The sequence below is a fragment of the Flavobacterium sp. FG139 genome, assembly GCF_057809695.1.
In genome coordinates this window covers 131,384-149,906 of sequence record NZ_JBMDKL010000009.1, presented here as the reverse complement: position 1 = coordinate 149,906, position 18,523 = coordinate 131,384, and the positions used below count along the sequence as shown (strand labels likewise).

General features: G+C 33.3%; 17 protein-coding genes and 1 tRNA gene. 5 read left to right on the top strand and 13 right to left on the bottom strand.

From position 1 onward, the window contains the following. Positions 1–84: 84 nt before the first annotated feature. A complete protein-coding gene (gene pdxA, locus ACODSI_RS09615; protein WP_488916631.1) occupies positions 85–1,131 on the bottom strand; it encodes a 4-hydroxythreonine-4-phosphate dehydrogenase PdxA in 1,047 nt (348 codons plus the stop codon). A gap of 61 nt (positions 1,132–1,192) precedes the next feature. Here pdxA and ACODSI_RS09610 point away from each other — a divergent pair, with 61 nt between their 5' ends. Continuing rightward, positions 1,193–1,780, top strand: a complete 588-nt coding sequence (locus tag ACODSI_RS09610) for a riboflavin synthase (RefSeq protein ID WP_488916630.1) — start codon at positions 1,193–1,195, stop codon at positions 1,778–1,780. 30 nt (positions 1,781–1,810) lie between these two features. Here the strand turns inward: ACODSI_RS09610 and ACODSI_RS09605 are convergent, their stop codons facing one another. The 3 genes from ACODSI_RS09605 to mce form a co-directional block, all read right to left on the bottom strand. Continuing rightward, the gene (locus ACODSI_RS09605; protein ID WP_488916629.1) at positions 1,811–2,014 is read right to left on the bottom strand and encodes a PID-CTERM protein-sorting domain-containing protein; all 204 of its coding nucleotides are present in this window, start codon (positions 2,012–2,014) and stop codon (positions 1,811–1,813) included. Positions 2,015–2,193: 179 nt separating this feature from the next. Continuing rightward, a tRNA-Ile gene (locus ACODSI_RS09600) sits at positions 2,194–2,267 on the bottom strand. Positions 2,268–2,370: 103 nt separating this feature from the next. After that, entirely contained in the window at positions 2,371–2,772 is a 402-nt protein-coding gene (gene mce, locus ACODSI_RS09595) for a methylmalonyl-CoA epimerase (RefSeq protein WP_488916628.1), read from the bottom strand. Between the two features lie 171 nt (positions 2,773–2,943). Between mce and rbfA the strand changes: the two genes are divergently transcribed. Together rbfA and ACODSI_RS09585 are read left to right on the top strand one after the other, a co-directional pair. Beyond that, the gene (gene rbfA, locus ACODSI_RS09590) at positions 2,944–3,336 is read left to right on the top strand and encodes a 30S ribosome-binding factor RbfA (RefSeq protein ID WP_488916627.1); all 393 of its coding nucleotides are present in this window, start codon (positions 2,944–2,946) and stop codon (positions 3,334–3,336) included. Then, entirely contained in the window at positions 3,337–4,536 is a 1,200-nt protein-coding gene (locus tag ACODSI_RS09585; RefSeq protein ID WP_488916626.1) for an ABC transporter permease, read from the top strand. Here the strand turns inward: ACODSI_RS09585 and dusB are convergent. Then, positions 4,533–5,525 carry a tRNA dihydrouridine synthase DusB gene (gene dusB, locus ACODSI_RS09580; protein ID WP_488916625.1) on the bottom strand — a complete coding sequence of 331 codons (993 nt, stop codon included), beginning with the start codon at positions 5,523–5,525 and terminating at the stop codon, positions 4,533–4,535. The genes ACODSI_RS09585 and dusB overlap by 4 nt on opposite strands. 230 nt (positions 5,526–5,755) lie before the next feature. Here dusB and lepA point away from each other — a divergent pair, with 230 nt between their 5' ends. Then, on the top strand, positions 5,756–7,552 hold the full coding sequence (gene lepA / locus ACODSI_RS09575) for a translation elongation factor 4 (protein ID WP_488916624.1): 1,797 nt from the start codon (positions 5,756–5,758) through the stop codon (positions 7,550–7,552). A 183-nt stretch (positions 7,553–7,735) separates the two neighbouring features. After that, the gene (thiL, locus tag ACODSI_RS09570; protein ID WP_488916623.1) at positions 7,736–8,782 is read left to right on the top strand and encodes a thiamine-phosphate kinase; all 1,047 of its coding nucleotides are present in this window, start codon (positions 7,736–7,738) and stop codon (positions 8,780–8,782) included. A 38-nt stretch (positions 8,783–8,820) separates the two neighbouring features. Here the strand turns inward: thiL and ACODSI_RS09565 are convergent, their stop codons facing one another. From ACODSI_RS09565 to ACODSI_RS09530, 8 genes are all read right to left on the bottom strand, one after another. Beyond that, positions 8,821–9,492, bottom strand: coding sequence for a response regulator (locus ACODSI_RS09565; RefSeq protein WP_488916622.1), 672 nt, complete (start codon positions 9,490–9,492; stop codon positions 8,821–8,823). A 2-nt stretch (positions 9,493–9,494) separates the two neighbouring features. Next, the gene (locus ACODSI_RS09560; RefSeq protein WP_488916621.1) at positions 9,495–11,525 is read right to left on the bottom strand and encodes an ATP-binding protein; all 2,031 of its coding nucleotides are present in this window, start codon (positions 11,523–11,525) and stop codon (positions 9,495–9,497) included. A gap of 119 nt (positions 11,526–11,644) precedes the next feature. Next, on the bottom strand, positions 11,645–11,905 hold the full coding sequence (locus tag ACODSI_RS09555) for a hypothetical protein (protein ID WP_488916620.1): 261 nt from the start codon (positions 11,903–11,905) through the stop codon (positions 11,645–11,647). Positions 11,906–12,269: 364 nt separating this feature from the next. Next, the gene (locus ACODSI_RS09550; protein ID WP_488916619.1) at positions 12,270–14,294 is read right to left on the bottom strand and encodes a tetratricopeptide repeat-containing sensor histidine kinase; all 2,025 of its coding nucleotides are present in this window, start codon (positions 14,292–14,294) and stop codon (positions 12,270–12,272) included. 175 nt (positions 14,295–14,469) lie between these two features. Next, a complete protein-coding gene (locus ACODSI_RS09545; RefSeq protein ID WP_488916618.1) occupies positions 14,470–14,952 on the bottom strand; it encodes a hypothetical protein in 483 nt (160 codons plus the stop codon). A gap of 8 nt (positions 14,953–14,960) precedes the next feature. Next, positions 14,961–16,094: a M23 family metallopeptidase gene (locus ACODSI_RS09540; protein WP_488916617.1), complete on the bottom strand. Its 1,134-nt coding sequence runs from the start codon at positions 16,092–16,094 to the stop codon at positions 14,961–14,963. Positions 16,095–16,580: 486 nt separating this feature from the next. Next, positions 16,581–17,240: a response regulator gene (locus tag ACODSI_RS09535; RefSeq protein WP_488916616.1), complete on the bottom strand. Its 660-nt coding sequence runs from the start codon at positions 17,238–17,240 to the stop codon at positions 16,581–16,583. A gap of 49 nt (positions 17,241–17,289) precedes the next feature. After that, the gene (locus tag ACODSI_RS09530; RefSeq protein ID WP_488916615.1) at positions 17,290–18,195 is read right to left on the bottom strand and encodes a LytR/AlgR family response regulator transcription factor; all 906 of its coding nucleotides are present in this window, start codon (positions 18,193–18,195) and stop codon (positions 17,290–17,292) included. Positions 18,196–18,523 lie beyond the last annotated feature (328 nt).

The following is an 18,523-nucleotide window of genomic DNA, read 5'->3' as shown; positions in this document are numbered from 1 at the left end:
TTTGTCCAATCCGAAGATTCGGGTTTGGGAGTGCAAAGATATAAATTTATTGTAAATCTAAAAGCGTTATAAACATTTTTTTGTTTATAACTGTTTTTCTTTTGTTTTTAGTGGGTTTTTTGTGAGTTCGGCATACTCATTTCTGGAGTTATAGATGTCAATTGCCAAATAAACTGCTTCTTTAAATGAGGTGAAATCGGCCACCCCTTTTCCAGCTATTTCGTAGGCTGTTCCATGATCTGGCGAGGTTCTTATCTTATTTAAACCTGCTGTATAATTTACTCCATTTCCAAAAGACAAGGTTTTAAATGGAATTAAACCTTGATCATGATAGGTCGCAATGACGGCGTCAAATTTTTCATATTGTCCGCTACCAAAAAAACCATCCGCAGAATAGGGTCCAAAGGCAAAAATCCCTTTATCAAATAATTTTTTTACCGTTGGCTTGATGATTTCGTCGTCTTCTTTGCCAATTACTCCGTTATCTCCAGCATGAGGATTTAAAGCTAAAACCGCTATTTTTGGTTTGTTAATTCCAAAATCTTGCTTTAAAGTTTTATTAATAGTTTCTAACTTTTGAATGATTAATTTTTCGGTTAAGTGTTTTGCTACTTCATTTACCGGAATATGATCGGTTAGCAATCCAACTCTTAAATTATCTTGAACCATCAACATTAAAGCATTTCCTTCTAATTCTTTATCCAAATAATCGGTGTGTCCAGGAAACTTAAAATCATCCGATTGGATGTTATATTTATTGATTGGCGCTGTGACCAAGACATCTACCAAGCCGTCTTTTAATGCCTTTGTTGCCGCAACAAATGACTTTATAGCATATTTTCCAACATTTTCGTCGTTCTGACCAAAATTAATATCAACGCCTTCTTTCCAAACATTCAACACGTTGATTTTTCCTTTCACCAATTGATCAATTTTATCAATACCGTGCAAAGCGACTTCAGAATTCAGGTTTCTTTTTATAAAAGATAAAATCTTGACATTAGCAAATATAATAGGTGTACACAACTCCAACATTCGAGAATCTTCAAATGTTTTAAGAATTACTTCGCTTCCAATACCGTTTAAATCTCCAATTGAAATTCCAACGATTATATTTTCTGCTTTTTTCATGACTACTTCTTCTTATTTATTGCTAATTTTGAAGTGCAAATTTAGTAAAATAAAACGACAAATGTTTACAGGAATTATAGAAACCCTTGGAATCATCAAAGACATCCAAAAAGAAGACGAAAACCTACATATTACAGTAAGTTCTTCCATCACAAATGAGTTAAAAATTGACCAAAGTGTAGCGCATAATGGTGTTTGCCTAACTGTTGTTGCTATTGAAAACGACACTTACACGGTTACAGCGATTAAGGAAACTATCGATAAAACAAATGTTGGAGACTGGAAAGTTGCAGATATTGTAAATTTAGAACGAGCTATGAAACTTGGTGATCGATTGGACGGACATATTGTTCAGGGCCATGTTGATCAAACTGGGATTTGTAAAGCTATACAGGAAACGGAGGGAAGTTGGAAATTTACTTTTGAATACGATGCGTCTTTAAACAACATTACTATAGAAAAAGGCTCTATAACAGTAAATGGAGTAAGTTTGACTGTGGTTGATTCTAAAAGAAATGAGTTTAGTGTTGCCATAATCCCTTACACTTATGACCATACTAACTTTAAAAATTTTAAACAAGGAACTAAAATCAATTTGGAATTTGATGTTATAGGAAAATATGTAACAAAATTACATTCCTTGAGATAACTAAAAGCAATAAAAACAAAAAGCTTCAAGTTATCTTGAAGCTTTTATTGTTGAATGTATTTTGTAAAATCCTAAAATTATAGAAGCAATAACCAATAAAACCAAACCTTGATTCACTGGTAAACCTGGTGGAGGCGGCGGAATTGGCGCTGGTGGGTTTGGCGCAGCAAACATAAAATTGCTACACAATAAACCAACAAAAAGTAATACTATTTTACTTGGGACAATTTTCATAGGGCGTAAAAGTAAAAAAAAAATCTCTTTATCAAAATTTTTTGACTTATAATTTGGAGCATGTAGTAAATAATTGACAATTTATTTACATGGTGCCTTTGTTTTAGTATTAACGTAAAAAAAAACGTTTTGGTTTACCTATAATTAAAAAGACCTCAAAAAAGAGGTCTTTTTAATTGTGGTCCCACTTGGGCTCGAACCAAGGACCACCTGATTATGAGTCAGGTGCTCTAACCAACTGAGCTATAGGACCTGTTAATACATAGTTTTAAATTAAAAACTATACCTCAAAACAAGGCACCGCCGTATTTTGAGGTTGCAATATTACTACTATTTTTTTTTTGATGCAACTATTTTTAAGCTATTTCTTGACAAAGCTCTATTAATACTCCGTTAGTCCCTTTGGGATGCAAAAAAGCGACTAATTTGTTATCGGCTCCTTTTTTGGGAACATCATTTAACAAAATAAATCCTTCTTCTTGCAATCGCTTCATCTCTGATAAAATATCGGCTACATCAAAAGCAATATGATGAATGCCTTCTCCTTTTTTTTCTATAAATTTTGCAATCGGACTATCCGGATTGGTTGCTTCTAAAAGTTCAATTTTATTTGGCCCATTCATAAAAAAAGAAGTCTTCACACCTTCACTAGCTACTTCTTCTTGTTTGTATGCTGGTGCACCGAATAATTTTTCAAAAAGCAAATTAGAGGTTTCCAAACTTTTTACTGCGATTCCGATATGTTCTATTTTTCTCATATTATTTAATTACTAAGGTTCTTAAATTAAAAGCCTCTAAGGTCGTGTAAAATTACAAAATCTGAGTTCTTGGCTAAAGTAAATGCCTAAAAATTCTAGTGAAATACTTCAAAACAAGAAACTTTGCGGCTTTGCCTCTTTATGGCTCTAAAAAAATTGTATTTTTGCCGAATGGAAACAAATAGACAGAAAAAAATAGGAAGCGTTCTACAAAATGATTTAGTAGATATTCTTCAAGGTGAAGTGAGAAAAAACGGACTTACCAATTTGATAATTTCGGTTTCTAAGGTTGTTGTTACTACCGATTTAGGTGTGGCTAGAGTGTACTTGAGTGTTTTTCCCCAAAATAGAGCGCAAGAAATATTGGAGGCCGTAAAATCAAATGCCCCTTTAATCAAGCACGATTTGTCACAACGTGTAAAATTGCAATTGCGTAAAGTACCCAATCTTTCGTTTTACATTGACGATTCTCTTGATTATATTGAGAAAATTGATAACGCTCTAGCTGGAAAAGAAAATCCAATTGAAAACAGAGATTTGTTAGAAAAACGCAAAAAATCGTAAGTGAATTTTCCGCTTTACATAGCCAAACGCTACATATTTAGTAAAAGCAAGAATAATGCAATCAACATCATTACTCGAATTGCTTCTGGCGGAATTATTGTTGGTGCGTTGGCATTATTTGTAGTGCTTTCCGTTTTTAGTGGATTGCGTGAATTCAGTCTTTCTTTTTCAAATGATTTTGATCCCGATTTAAAAATAAATCCTATTTCCGGGAAATCATTTACTATTTCTCCCGAACAAGAAGCAGAAATTAAAAAAATCACCGGAGTTGTTAATTTTAGTAAAACCATCGAAGAACGAGTGCTTTTTTCGTTTGACGGAAAACAACAAGTGACTTATTTAAAAGGTATTGATCAAAATTTCACCACAACAAATAAAGCTTCCCAAAAATTATTCAATGGCCAATGGCTAAAGCCCAACACCTATCAATGTGTTGTTGGATATGGTATTTCCCAAAAATTATCGTTGGGCTTATTCGACTTTAACAATCCGTTTGTGGTGTATGTCCCAAAACCAGGAAAAGGCAATATCGAAAATCCTGAAGAAGCTTTCAATAAATCCGATTTAGTTCCTGTTGGAATATATGCGATAAGTGAGGAATTAGATTCTAAATATGTTTTTGCCGATTTAGGTTTGGTGCAAGAACTATTAGAATACCAGCCCAATCAGATTTCTGGTGTCGAATTGAAAACCAAACCCAATTCGAACGAAGCCGACATTATAGCACAACTTCAAAAAATCTTTCACAATAAAGTAGCCATTAAAACACGTGCCGAGTTGAATGCTACTTTATATAAAATGTTGAACACCGAAAATATTGCGGTATATTTAATCTTTACTTTGGTCATCATCATTGCGCTTTTCAACTTAATTGGCGCTTTAATTATGATGGTATTGGATAAAAAAGCAAATTTAAAAACGCTTTTCAACCTTGGAACTGAAGTTAAAAATTTACGCAAAATATTCCTGCTTCAAGGAACGCTTTTAACCGTTCTGGGTGGAATCATTGGATTGGTTTTGGGAATTATTATTGTGGTATTGCAACAGCAATTTCAATTGGTCATGATTACACCATCATTGGCATACCCAGTGGTTTTTAGCATTCAAAATGTACTGATTGTTTTTGGAACAATAGTTTCTCTAGGATTTATAGCCAGTTGGATTGCTAGCAGCCGTGTGAGTAAAAAATTACTAGATTAAACAAACTGATAGCCAGCGTAAGCTTCCGTAATTTCGTTAAAAATAGCCATTAACCCGTTGTGATCATCGGTGGTTACTAGGCGTTGTTTGTAATCTTTAAATCCGTGTACACCTTTAAAATAATTGGTGTAATGACGGCGCATTTCTACAATTCCAAGGCGTTCTCCTTTCCATTCCATCGACCAAATTAAATGATTTCGAGCCGCTTCCACACGGTCGTCCATACTTGGTGGTGGCAAGTGTTCACCTGTCGCGAAGTAATGTTTGATTTCATTAAAAATCCAAGGATATCCTATCGCAGCACGACCAATCATCATACCGTCAAGGCCGTATTTATTTTTATATTCTAAAGCTTTTTCGGGTGAATCGATGTCGCCATTACCGAAAATAGGCATCGTAATTCTTGGATTGTTTTTCACGCGTTCAATATGACTCCAATCGGAATGTCCTTTGTACATCTGAGCACGTGTTCGCGCATGAACCGTCAATGCTGCAACCCCAATATCTTGCAAACGTTCGGCAACTTCATCAATATTGATGGAATTTTCATCCCAACCCAAACGGGTTTTTACTGTCACCGGAAGATTGGTCCCTTTAATCACCGCTTTGGTCAAACGCACCATTAGATCAACATCTTTCAAAACGCCCGCACCAGCGCCTTTACAAACTACTTTTTTGACCGGGCATCCAAAATTAATATCTACCAAATCGGGTTGTACGGCATCAACTATGCGAGACGACATTTCCATAGCCTCTTCATCACCACCAAAAATTTGAATTCCAACAGGTCGTTCGTAATCGAAAATATCTAATTTTTGTTTGCTTTTCACGGCATCACGAATCAATCCTTCGGAAGAGATAAACTCCGAATACATCAAATCGGCACCATGCAGTTTGCACAATCTACGAAATGGTGGATCGCTTACGTCTTCCATAGGCGCAAGTAACAGTGGGAAATCGGGTAATATGATATTGCCAATTTTGGGCATTGGTGTAATTTTTTTGCAAAAATACAAAAATTTGCGGGTTTCAAGTTTAAGGATTCGAGTTTCACTCATATAAATCAAAACTTTGCTTTATATTTGCGGATTAATTCCTTACAGATGGGAATGTTGCGTTAGGGATTGCAGCGGCATCCTTTTGTGGAGCTTGCGGAACAAAAGATAGAGCGAAAAGCCCGACCCTTGGGGAACGCCATTAAAATTGACAGAAAAAGATCATGAAAAATATTAGAAACTTTTGCATTATTGCACACATTGATCACGGAAAAAGTACGCTTGCCGATCGCCTTTTAGGTGCTACACAAACCGTAACTGCTCGTGAAGAAAAGGCTCAATTGCTAGACAATATGGACTTGGAGCGCGAACGTGGTATTACCATTAAGAGTCACGCCATTCAGATGGAATATAAGTACAAAGGCGAAGATTATATTTTGAACCTGATTGATACTCCAGGGCACGTAGATTTTAGTTATGAAGTTTCACGTTCGATTGCAGCTTGTGAAGGTGCGCTTTTGATAGTAGATGCGGCACAAAGTATTCAAGCACAAACTATTTCTAATTTGTATTTGGCTTTAGAAAACGACTTGGAGATTATTCCGGTTTTGAACAAAGTTGATTTGCCTAGTGCTAATCCAGAGGAAGTTAGCGATGATATTATTGATTTATTAGGTTGTAAATTAGAAGATATCATTCACGCTTCGGGTAAAACTGGTTTTGGTGTAGAAAATATTTTAGCGGCCATAATTGAAAAGATTCCGCCACCAAAAGGAACCGTTGACGAACCATTACAAGCCTTGATTTTTGACTCACATTACAATCCGTTTCGAGGAATTGAAGTTATTTTTCGTGTGAAAAATGGCGAAATCAGAAAAGGACAAAAAATCAAATTCATGGCTACCGGCAATGAATATTTTGCCGACGAAGTGGGTACTTTGAAATTGAATCAGGTTCCGAAAAACGTGATTTCTACCGGTGATGTTGGGTATTTAATATCAGGAATTAAAGAAGCTAAGGAAGTCAAAGTGGGTGACACGATTACCGATGCCAAAACGCCAACTACCAATATGATTACGGGTTTTGAAAATGTAAAACCGATGGTTTTTGCTGGGATTTACCCTGTTGATACCGAAGATTTTGAAGATTTAAGAGCTTCAATGGAAAAACTGCAATTGAACGATGCTTCGTTAGTTTTTGCGGCAGAAAGTTCGGCGGCTTTGGGATTTGGTTTCCGTTGTGGATTTTTGGGAATGTTGCACCTTGAAATTATTCAAGAGCGTTTGGAACGTGAGTTTGATATGACTGTAATTACTACTGTTCCCAACGTTTCGTATTTGGCATATACCAAAAAAGAGCCTGAAACAGCTTTAATTGTTAACAATCCTTCCGATTTACCAGAGCCCTCTAAACTGGATCGTGTGGAAGAACCTTATATCAAAGCGACCATCATTACCAAATCGGATTTTGTGGGTAATGTGATGAGTTTGTGTATTGAAAAACGTGGAGTAATTACCAATCAAACCTATTTGACTACCGAACGTGTGGAATTGAATTTTGACATGCCGTTGGCCGAAATTGTATTTGATTTTTACGATCGATTGAAAACAGTTTCTAAAGGATATGCGTCGTTTGATTATTCTCCAATTGGCATGCGCACTTCAAAATTGGTAAAATTGGATGTGTTATTGAATGCGCAATCGGTGGATGCCCTTTCGGCATTGATTCACGAAGACAATGCGTATAATATTGGTAAAAAAATGTGTGAGAAATTGCGCGAATTGATTCCGAGACAACAATTTGACATTCCTATTCAAGCGGCCATTGGGGCCAAAATCATCGCTCGCGAAACCATCAAAGCGTTGCGTAAAGACGTTACCGCTAAATGTTATGGAGGTGATATTTCACGTAAGAGAAAACTTTTGGAAAAACAGAAAAAAGGAAAAAAGAGAATGCGTCAAGTAGGTAATGTTGAAATTCCACAAGAAGCGTTTATGGCGGTGTTGAAGTTGAATGATTAATAAGTACGAGGTACAATATACGAAGTACAAAATTTAAAAATATAGAGAAACCCAATGGCGAAAGTTGTTGGGTTTTTTGTTTATATGAAACCCTTTAATCTAACACAAAAAACTTTGTACCTTTGCGCCCAAGTAACTTATAAAAAAGTGAATGAAGAGATTGCTTCGTTCCTCGCAATAACTATGATAGAAGATAAAAATCCGCAACGTACTTCCCTTTCCCAACTGGGAGAATTTGGCTTGATTGAACATTTGACTAAAAACTTCGATGTAAAAAATGTTTCGACTTTAAAAAGTATTGGTGATGACGCTGCTGTTTTGGATTTTGCAGCCAAAAAAGCGGTGGTTTCTACCGACTTATTGATTGAAGGTGTGCATTTTGATTTGTCATACATGCCGTTGCGTCATTTGGGCTATAAAGCAGTGGTGGTGAATGTTTCTGACATTTGTGCAATGAATGCTAAACCGACACAAATTACCGTCTCGGTAGCGGTTTCCAATCGTTTTCCGTTGGAAGCGTTGGAAGAGTTATTTGACGGAATTGCTTTGGCGGCAAAATTTTATAATGTTGATGTTATTGGTGGCGATACTACATCGTCTCAAAAAGGCTTGATTATTTCGATAACCGCCATTGGTGAAGCAATGGAAGAAGAAATTGTTTATAGAAATGGTGCGAAATCTAGTGATCTATTAGTCGTGACAGGTGATTTGGGTTCGGCATACATGGGATTACAAGTGTTGGAACGCGAAAAACAAGTGTTTCAAGTGAACCCGAACAATCAACCCGATTTGGATGCCTATACCTATTTAATTGAAAGACAATTACGACCAGAAGCGCGTCACGACATTAGAGAATTATTTGAAAAATTGGACTTAAAACCCACTGCAATGATTGACATATCTGACGGATTGTCGTCGGAGATTATTCATATTTGTAAGCAAAGTAAGGTAGGTTGTAATTTATATGAAGAGAAAATTCCGGTAGACCCGCAGTTTATCAATGTGTGTGAAGAATTTAATATTGATTCGACTACAGTGGCGATTAATGGTGGTGAAGATTATGAATTGTTGTTTACTATTGCTGTAGAAGATTATGATAAAATCAAAGCCAATCCCAATTTTACTGTCATTGGACACATGGTTCAAGAAAGTGAAGGCATTCATTTGATTACGAGAGCCAATACTAAAATACCGCTGAAAGCTAGAGGCTGGAATGCATTAGAAGAATAAATATAAAAAAAGCGATACAGTATTGTATCGCTTTTTTATTATAATAACATGCCGCGGTCTTTGGCAACATCTACTAATTCGGAGTCTTTGCATCCTGAAATCCCTAAAAGATCTTTCATATTTTCTTTTCTAGTTTTTACAGAGCTTGAAGAAATGGTGATGTAAAGTGGAATGTCGTCGTATTTTACGCCTTTATATAAATAATGGAGTATTTGTTTGTCGATAACATCTACGTATACTTTTTCTTTTTGTTGGTTGTTTAAAAACTTAATCACCGAATCACTATAGTATACTTCGCCTTTAATTAAGGTATCTAAAGCTAGTATCATACTATCAAATCCCAAATCATTTTTAATGACCAAGCCTTGTGGGTTGATTTCTTCTATTATGGATTGTACTTTTAAACTTTCAGAATGCATGGTTAAAAGTGCAATCTTACAATTGGGCATTTCTTGCATTAAAAGTTTGGCAATATCTTCACCAGTGTTAATGCCTTTTTCCTCATAAGTAGGCATACTTACATCTAAAAAAGCAATATCATAAGCAACTGGTGCGTTCATTACGGCTTCATAACCTGTTTTGCAATCTATAGCTTCGAAAAACGTAAATTCGATATTTTTGTTAGGAAATAATTTGATCACATTTTTATACCCTTGAATGATAAACGGGTGGTCATCTACGATCAATACATTAATGTTTTGGGGATTCATTGTTATACTTTAATTGATTTGTGTTCCAGTGGAACGGTAATTTTAACTTGAGTTCCTTTATTTAAAGCCGATTTAATTTCAATGGTACCTTCACTTTCATGAGTTCGAGTAACAATGTTTTTCAAACCGATACCTTTACTTTTTTTATCGACTTCAAATCCGATGCCGTCGTCTGCAATATTAAGAATTAAATTTCCTTTTTTATCTTTTTTAAACTCAACTTTTATCGAAGTTGCTTTTGCATATTTATTAATGTTTTGCAAACTCTCTTGAAGAATACGGTATAGATTGATTTTGGTGGTGTTTGACAACAAATCCCAATCGATATTGACATCGATTTTGGTAGACAGCGAAGCTTTATTAACTTTGGCTTGCTCCTCCAAAAGGTTGTTTACGATGGCTACAAAGTTATTAATTAAAACGTATTTCTCTCTACTCAACTCATGAGAAATTTCGCGAAGATCTTGCTCAATGGTTTTTAATTCATCCAGACAGCGCACGCGTTCTTTTACAGCCTCTTCATCTGTTCGTTGATTAAGACCATCCAGATTGAGACGCAAGCCAAACATTCGTCCTAAAACACCATCGTGAAGTTCTTTGGCGATTCTCGATTTTTCTAGAACACGACCTTCTTCTAGTTTATTTTGTTGGGTAATGATGAGTTTGTAAATCTCTTCGTTGGCACGTTGTTGCGATTGCCGCAGAATGAGTTCTCTACTTCTAGCTCGTTGTGCTCTCATAAAAAATAAGAACCCACCAATAACCATGGTTCCCATGAAGTAGTTGAGGATGTTTCTGTTTTTTTCTTCGAGATCGTTATTTTCTTTTTTGATTTCTTCAGTCTCTAATTCAATACGTGCAAATCGATCTTTGGAGTTTCGTTCAACAACCTGAAGACTGTCACTTATTCTTATATACTCTTTAGTATATTCATATGAATTTTCAGAATCAACATAAGAAGCTTGTTTTAATGCAAAAATAATATTTGAAGGTAGTTTACTTTTTCTGGCTAATTTTAGAGAAATGTCAGCAAATTTATTTGATTGAACTTTATCACCTATGGCATAATAGTATTCCGAAATATGATTGTAACTTATTATTGAAAAAGACAAATCTCCAATACTATCTCTAATCTTTAAAGATTCAAAAAACAATTTAGGCAACTGATTATAATCTTTTATTTGAAGTTTACAATATGATAAATTATCAATTATGTTTGAATATAAAATCGGAGAATCTTTCTTTAAATTTTTAGATTTTAGAGATAAATCATAGTAGTATATAGCTTCTTTATATTTTTTAATACTTTGCTTTATATAACCTATATTACTTAAACAAATAGACTCTTTATGCTGATTATCTTCTAGTTTATTATCTCTTACAATTTTTATCGCTTGATTAAGATAGTTAATACCTTTATCGTACTCTGCTAATTTATTTGACACCAACCCTAATTGGTTTAATATACCATAAAGTTTAAGTTTGTCATTTGTACGTTTAGCTAAAATATAAGCATTTGACAATGACAAATCAGCACCAGAAAAATCATTACAAACATATTGGATTATTCCTTTTTTTAATAGTATTGTAGAATAACCATCATAGTCATTTAACTCTTTATATATTTTTTCTGATTTAGAAAAAAAATAAAAAGCACTATCGAAAGTTTGCTTTTGATTATAATAATTCCCTAGAGATCTATAAGATTTTGCAATATTAATAGTATCGTTAGATTCTAGTGCCTTTTTCAATAGAATATTGGAAGCTGATTTATAATCAGGCCAATTTCCAAGATTATAAAATCTTACAATTAACTCATATGTTAAATCCCTTTCTGACCGTGTGTTACTTCCTCCTTTTAAAAGCAAAAAAGCTTTTTTAGCATATTTTAATTTTAATTTAACCGGAATAGATTCTACGTCACATTTATATATATAGGCAGAAATAGTATCTGAACTGGCAGGGATATATTGTTTACCATTATCCTTACTTTCACGTTTGTTACATGAAAAGAAGAACAATATAATTAACACTAAATATAAGTATATCTTGTTCAATATAGATTTTTTCAGAAAAACAAATTTACATAACAATTTTAAATAAAAAAAGCTATTCAAAATTGAATAGCTTTTTTTATATTATGTTATTAAGTTTACTGACCTACAGGTGTATTTGTCCCTCCACCAATCTCAAACTGACCTACCGGAGTGTTTGTTCCTCCTCCAATGTTTAGTTGTCCTACTGGAGTGTTTGTTCCTCCACCAATCTCAAACTGACCTACTGGAGTGTTTGTACCTCCTCCAATATTTAGTTGTCCTACTGGAGTATTTGTTCCTCCACCAATCGGAGATGTAAAAGATGTTAACACCATCATTAAAGAAAATAATCCGAATATTACTAATGATTTTTTCATGATTCTAAATTTTTATAGTTTTTGTTAGACTTTTATTGTTGTGTAAAAAGCCAGTTATAAAACTTGTTTGGGGCTTTTAGACGTCGTAAAACTACTACAGTAATGAGAATCAATTGATAACGTAACGCGTGTAAGATGTGGAATGGTACTGTTTGTTAGTAAACAACAGTCAAATTTGGGTGAATGGCTATTTTTTGAAATACCTACTTTTTTAATGTAATTAATATTGTTTTGTTTTATGTTATTTATTTGATTTTCAATTATTTATAAATAAAATTTTAACATAAATAATATTTAAAATAAAAAAGAGTCATAAAACAGTGTTGTTTTTACGACTCTTTTTATGTACACCTAAAAAAAGGTATTAAATAGGAATGGTAATGAAAATCGATGTGCCTACCCCAAGCTCTGATTTAATGTTTATGTTACCCTCAATTTCTTTCAAACGATTGTGTATGTTTTTTAAACCAATTCCGTCGGTTTGTGACTCCACAAATCCAATTCCGTTGTCTTGAACCGCGATGCCAATACAGTGGTAATCTAATACAATATTAATATTAGCATAGGTTGCTTGAGCGTGTTTATTGGTGTTGTGAATGATTTCCTGTAAAATGCGATACAAATTTATTTTTATCTTACCCGATACTGCTTCCCAAGCGATTTTTGGGTCCATCTCGAGTTGGAATTGGGCAGGATAGGTTTTATTTTGTTCTTCTACTAATTTTTCTAACAACACCTCAAAAGTATTTGTTTCTTCAAAAACATCTGTACTTAAATTGTGTGTTATAGAACGAATTTCATTTTCAATATCTTTAATTTTATCTATATGATGTAGGGCTTTTTCAATAGTGTCTTTATCGGTATTTTGAGAAATCGCATATAGGTTAAATCGCGTACTGGCCAATTGGTTCATTACATTATCATGCAATTCGAGGGCAATCCGTCTTTTTTCATTTTGGCGTACCTCTTCCTCTTTGGCATGTTGGCCGAGTAGCAATTTGTATATTTCTTCGTTGGCATTTTTTTGATCTTGTAATAATTGCATTTCGTTTTGTTTTGCTTTTTGCCTGTATATTACAAAGAGCAATATAACTATTATCAAAATCACAGCTATTGTAGATGAAATTGCCCATTTGAGTTTTACGGCTTTTTCTTTTTCTTTACTTATTTCATTAGTTTCTAATTGAATCTTATAGAATTGACTTCTTTTTTTTCTTTCCGAATAAATCAAACTATCACTTAGTTTGTGATATTGCTCTAAATAAATTGGTGCATTTTCTAAATCTGTATATCCTGCATTACTTAGTATTGTCAAGTAATAATAATACTCCCCAGATTTTTTTCCTAAATTTAATGCTTTATTCGAAAATTCTTTAGCTTTAACATATTTCTTCTTTTTAAAATAATATTGTGATAAGTACATATTTACAATAGCAGCTTCTTTATAAATTTTATCTTTTTTAAAAATTGAATCAGATTTTTTTAACATCTCTAGAATTATATCGTATTTATTAAGTTTTATATAACAGCAACTCAAGTTCTCATAAATATATGCTACTAGCAAATCATCTTTATGAAATTTCATTTCATTATTAAGTGCCATCTTAAAGTAAAAAATTGCTTTATAATAATCTCCTTTTTCTCTGTATGCATTTCCAATATTGTTAAGAGAAGTTCCTATCAAATTATTTTGTATTGAAGATTTAAGATTATATTTTACAACTAAATTTAAAGCTTCTTCATGACATTTTATAGCAGTTTTATATTCTTTTAATGAATTGTAAATATTTCCTAATTCATTTAAAACACTATACATTCTATAATACATTTTCTTTTTTTTAAAAAGAATTAATGCCTGCTTCAATGAAAGCTCAGCTCCTAAATAGTCACTTATATTATTTTGCACCCAACTTTTACGATAATATACTTCACCTAAACCAACAATATCAGTTGTTTTCTTATAACTTTTAATTGCTTTTTCATAATAATAGTAAGCGCTATCAAATTCTCTCTTATTTTTAAAAAACGCTCCGTTTATTCTATATAACATAGCTAGTGTAAGATTATCACTTGTTTTTGAAAAGATTTTTATATAATTTTTTCTAGTTTTTGCAAGTCCCTCATTATTTTTTGTTCTACTATAATTTATACATCCAACAAATAAATACCACCTAACCAACGTATCATTCTTACTCAAATCAATAAAAGAAAACGCTTTTTGGTTGTATGCATCACGCATTTTAAAAGGGATGGTGTCGTTACTGGCGAGGTCAAGGTATTTTTTAATGGAGTCGTTTTGGGGCTGAGAGACCGTTTCATGATTATTAGTATTGCAACCAAACAGCAGCAATACCATTATTGTAATTATAAAACTTAAGGTAGTCTTCATATTCATCTTTTTAAATAAATAAAAGTGAGCTCCAAGTTTGCACTTGAAACCCACTCTTGAGAAAATTGATTGTCTTTTATAAAGGTGTAATTTAATAATCAAATGCAGACGTGTAAATACAAATTCTGGTTGGCGTTTATGATTATACTATAAAAAACTTCTCGATCCTCTTTTATTAATATTCCCCTAAATGTATAGAGGTAATCACATTACTGGTATTGTAATTAATGACTACAAAATCATCCAAAGCAGTACCGCTGTTTGAGGTAAGATTTATTATTATAAACCCTAGTCCACTTTTTACTTCCTTATTAGCAAATGAAGTCGGGTATAAACTCGACACGACACTGATATTAGCCCCAACTTTGAGACTGTTATTCATAAAACTAAAAGTATTGTCTTTGAGAGCAAAATCAACCAAATCATTGCCTTGGAAATAAAAACTATTTCCGCCAGATTGGTATTCATCATAAGTTAAACCGGTCATTTCATTGTAATAATCATCTGGTAATCCGGAGATGTTCAACGAACTTAATAACTGTGTTTTACTTAAATTTAAGGAAACGCCATTAACCTTTAATTGATTATATGGTAACGAATTGTTTTGTGCGTAGGCAAATCCTACACTGAACAGAAGCATTAAAATTGTTTTTTTCATAATTATAGTTATTGACAATTAGATTTTGAACCTGTGGCTTGAAATGTGGTGGTACTAAAAATAGTATCCATATAATTCATAGGATCCACTTCTACCCATGAATTACCCATTTTCTTTTTGGCCTGTAAATGCAAATGAGGAGTTACTCCTGCAGCTGCTGCATTCCCAGATGTTCCAGACTGTGCTATTGGCAAGCCTTCCGTAACACTACTGCCATTATTTACAGCCACTGAACTTAGATGACAATATTTAATTCGTATTGTCTCACCATTTATTACGGATTCTATCTCAATATAATTTCCTAAAGAATTTTTAACATATTGAGACGCTCCAAACATATTTCTTGAAGAAACCACTGTTCCTCCGTGCATAGCAAAAACTTGACTGCCTAATGGGAGCTGAAGGTCTAAACCTCCATGTTTCTTTTTACCAGGTAACCCACCACAAGAACTGTTCCCGTTTCTAGTACATCCATAGGTTCCACCTGCTGGATTTGATGGGCTTGAAGGACATACTTTAGGATTTTTTACGGGATCACCAGGACATGGTGGTTGATCGTTTTGCTCACTTTCACCATTGGACCCAAAAATCCCACCAGCATGTGGTGAAGTTCCAATTGGGTCTCCACCACCCGACCCAGCATTAGACGAAGCTACACAGTTTAATGTTCCTACCAATACATGAGAAACGCTAGTTCCTGTCCATTCAGGACCCCAACAACCATCTATCGGGCATGGAGTAACGGTAACTACTTCTTGCCAAGTATATATCATCGTACAATCTTCATTATAGCTAAACCTGCTTAGAATTTCTTCTAAAGTTTCACTCTCTGCTATTTCTGAAGCCTTGCATTTATTAGTAAAATCAATTTCTTCAGGAGTATCAATTTTTAATTTCTCTTGTTCCGTTAGGGTATACCTTAATGCATATGCTTTATAGTTTCCGTCGGGTTTAGAAATTAAAACTAAATTATCCAAAAAAGTCTTATCTGGTTTAATGATCTCAAATGTAAATGAGTCATAATTCTCACCTTGAATATACTTTACTTTATCCGTGTCGATTGAGTAGCCATTAACGGTATCGGTGATAATTCTACCAACACTATTTTTTTTAAAGGCTTTACTATTTCTAATTTTCTTCATCAACATCGGTTTTGATTCTAAAAATGAGGACTTTACATAGCTAACTTTTGCTTTAGATTTATAAAGAACCTCTTCATAAACACTATTCTCGCAACTCATTAACATAAAAAAAAGTACTACACTAAAAGTTTTGAAAAAAAAATAATTAATTTTTTTCATAGATTTGCATATAATTTTAAATTATTGCAGTCTTGCTTTGTGTCGTCGAAAACATATAAAGGCAGGGCTGCTTTTTTTTGTGGTTGGTTTATCGTACCTTTTACATAATAACAAACCTCTAAAATAAATAAAAGGTTCTGTTTTTTATAAGATTCAAAAAACCAGAATATTTTTTGAAACTTGTCACGATTGGGTGGTAAGCCCACACACATTTACCTGCCTTTAAATGATTTAGCCCATTTTGTTATTTTTTGATATGGTAAAGTTAGCAGTTAATTTAACATAACAGGTAAGCAAAAAGTGTACATTTTCGAAAAATTTTACCTACTAAATTAGACCCTGTTTTCGAGCTTCTCGAAGGATATCTTCGTCGTTCCCTTTTTCTATTCCAAAAAAATGTTTAATAGCTACTTTTCTCTTATCCACGGCGCTTTTAGACAGACAAAGTTGTTCTTGGATGGTTTTAGTTTTTACTCCTTTGGAAAGTAAAATAATGATCTGTTGGTTGTAACTATCTAATTTTTTTACTTCAGCAGGAGCCTTTTCTAAATACTTTAAAACGGTTACACTATAATATTTTTCGCCTTTTAAAATTAATTCAAAAGCATTTAAAAAATCTTCGGAATTGACATCACTCTTTAACATAATGCCTTCAGGATTAGCTTTCTCTATTATTTGATCAATGACAATTTTCTCGGTATGTGAAGTAAGAACGATTATTTTAGTCTGTGGCATATAGGCTCTAATCAACGCCACGAGATCAACTCCAGAATGCAATTTCTTTTCTGCATAAGGTGGCATAGTAATATCAACAAAGACAACATCAAATGCAATTTCATGATGCTTTGTAATCACTTTATATGCCGATTCACAATCGAAAGCTGTGGTGATTTTTAAATCATATTTCTTTTTACTTAAGGATAAAATAGCTTTATAACCTTCAATAATTGCGGCGTGATCATCGATCATTAAGAGGTTCAGTTCCATCGTTTCTTTTTGTGAAACTAACCTTTTTTTTCAAAAAAATCAAAAAAAATTAAATCTCAATGTAATTTCCAGAAGCTATTGTAGCAATTATGGCATCAATATTTTCTTTGTACGATTTTGAAAATGGCAATTTAGTAGTAGAATTTTTGATATGACAAACCGTGTTTCCAGTATGAATTCTAGAGATGTAATCAATGTTAACGATATAACTATTATGAATTCTAACAAACGGATATTTCAAGACCCCTTCAAAATGTTTTAGGGTTTTGAAAGCCGTGATCATTTCGCCACCATTCAAATGAATATCGGTAGAATTATTATCCGCTTGAAGGTAAGCAATGTCTTTAGCATCGATATATCGGTAATCACCATACGATTTTACACAAATAATGAGTGGTTTTTCATGAGAATTTTCGGGACGAAGTAATTTAACCGATTTGCTTTTTTCTGAAGATTCTTCCGTTTCGTCTATAACTTCAACTTCTGAAGTGGTTTCAGTAGCATCAGAAACATTAATGGTATTTTGAAGTGGTTTCGGAAATTCAGCTAATGGTGCAATAGTTGTAATTTTATGCTCTAAATCTTTATCCAAACGAAATAAAGTTTTACGCAATTCTTTTACATCAATCGGATTGATAAAATAGTCGTAAACACCATATTTAAAAGCCTTGTAACTCAATACCTCTGTAGCAGTAGTAACAATTACTTTCGGAACTACTTTTAAATAACGGTGCAATTCGTTGATGAATTCTAAGGAAAGATTAGACGCTGAATTGGCTGGATTAATTTCAAGGAAAACAATATCTGGTATAGCTTCTAAAACTACGTCTAAACCATCATCATAATTGTGAGCCATAGCCAAAAAATGCAAGTTCTGAAAACGTTCCGCCGCAGCTTTAGTTTTCATTGCATTAGAATGATTATCGTCTATAATTACGAATGATAAATTTCTCAATTGCCTTACTTTTTGGGGTAAAGCATCAGTTTATGAGTTCACACAACTCACGGATAAATAATAAGATAGCTTGGGGCTAATGTTTTTTTTCATTGTAAAATCACACATTTTTACAACGTCACTAAATTAAATGATTTAGTAAAATACTGTAAGAAGGCAAGTTGGGTTTTTTTAACAATTGATAGTTTTTAGTTGAACGGATAAAATCATCGATGAACAACCTTATTTGTAGAAGAAATTCCGATTTTATTTACTTATTAAATCCAGATTATAACATCAAACTTAAAAACAAAATACAAACAAAAAAATTTGTAATAAATTGTATTTC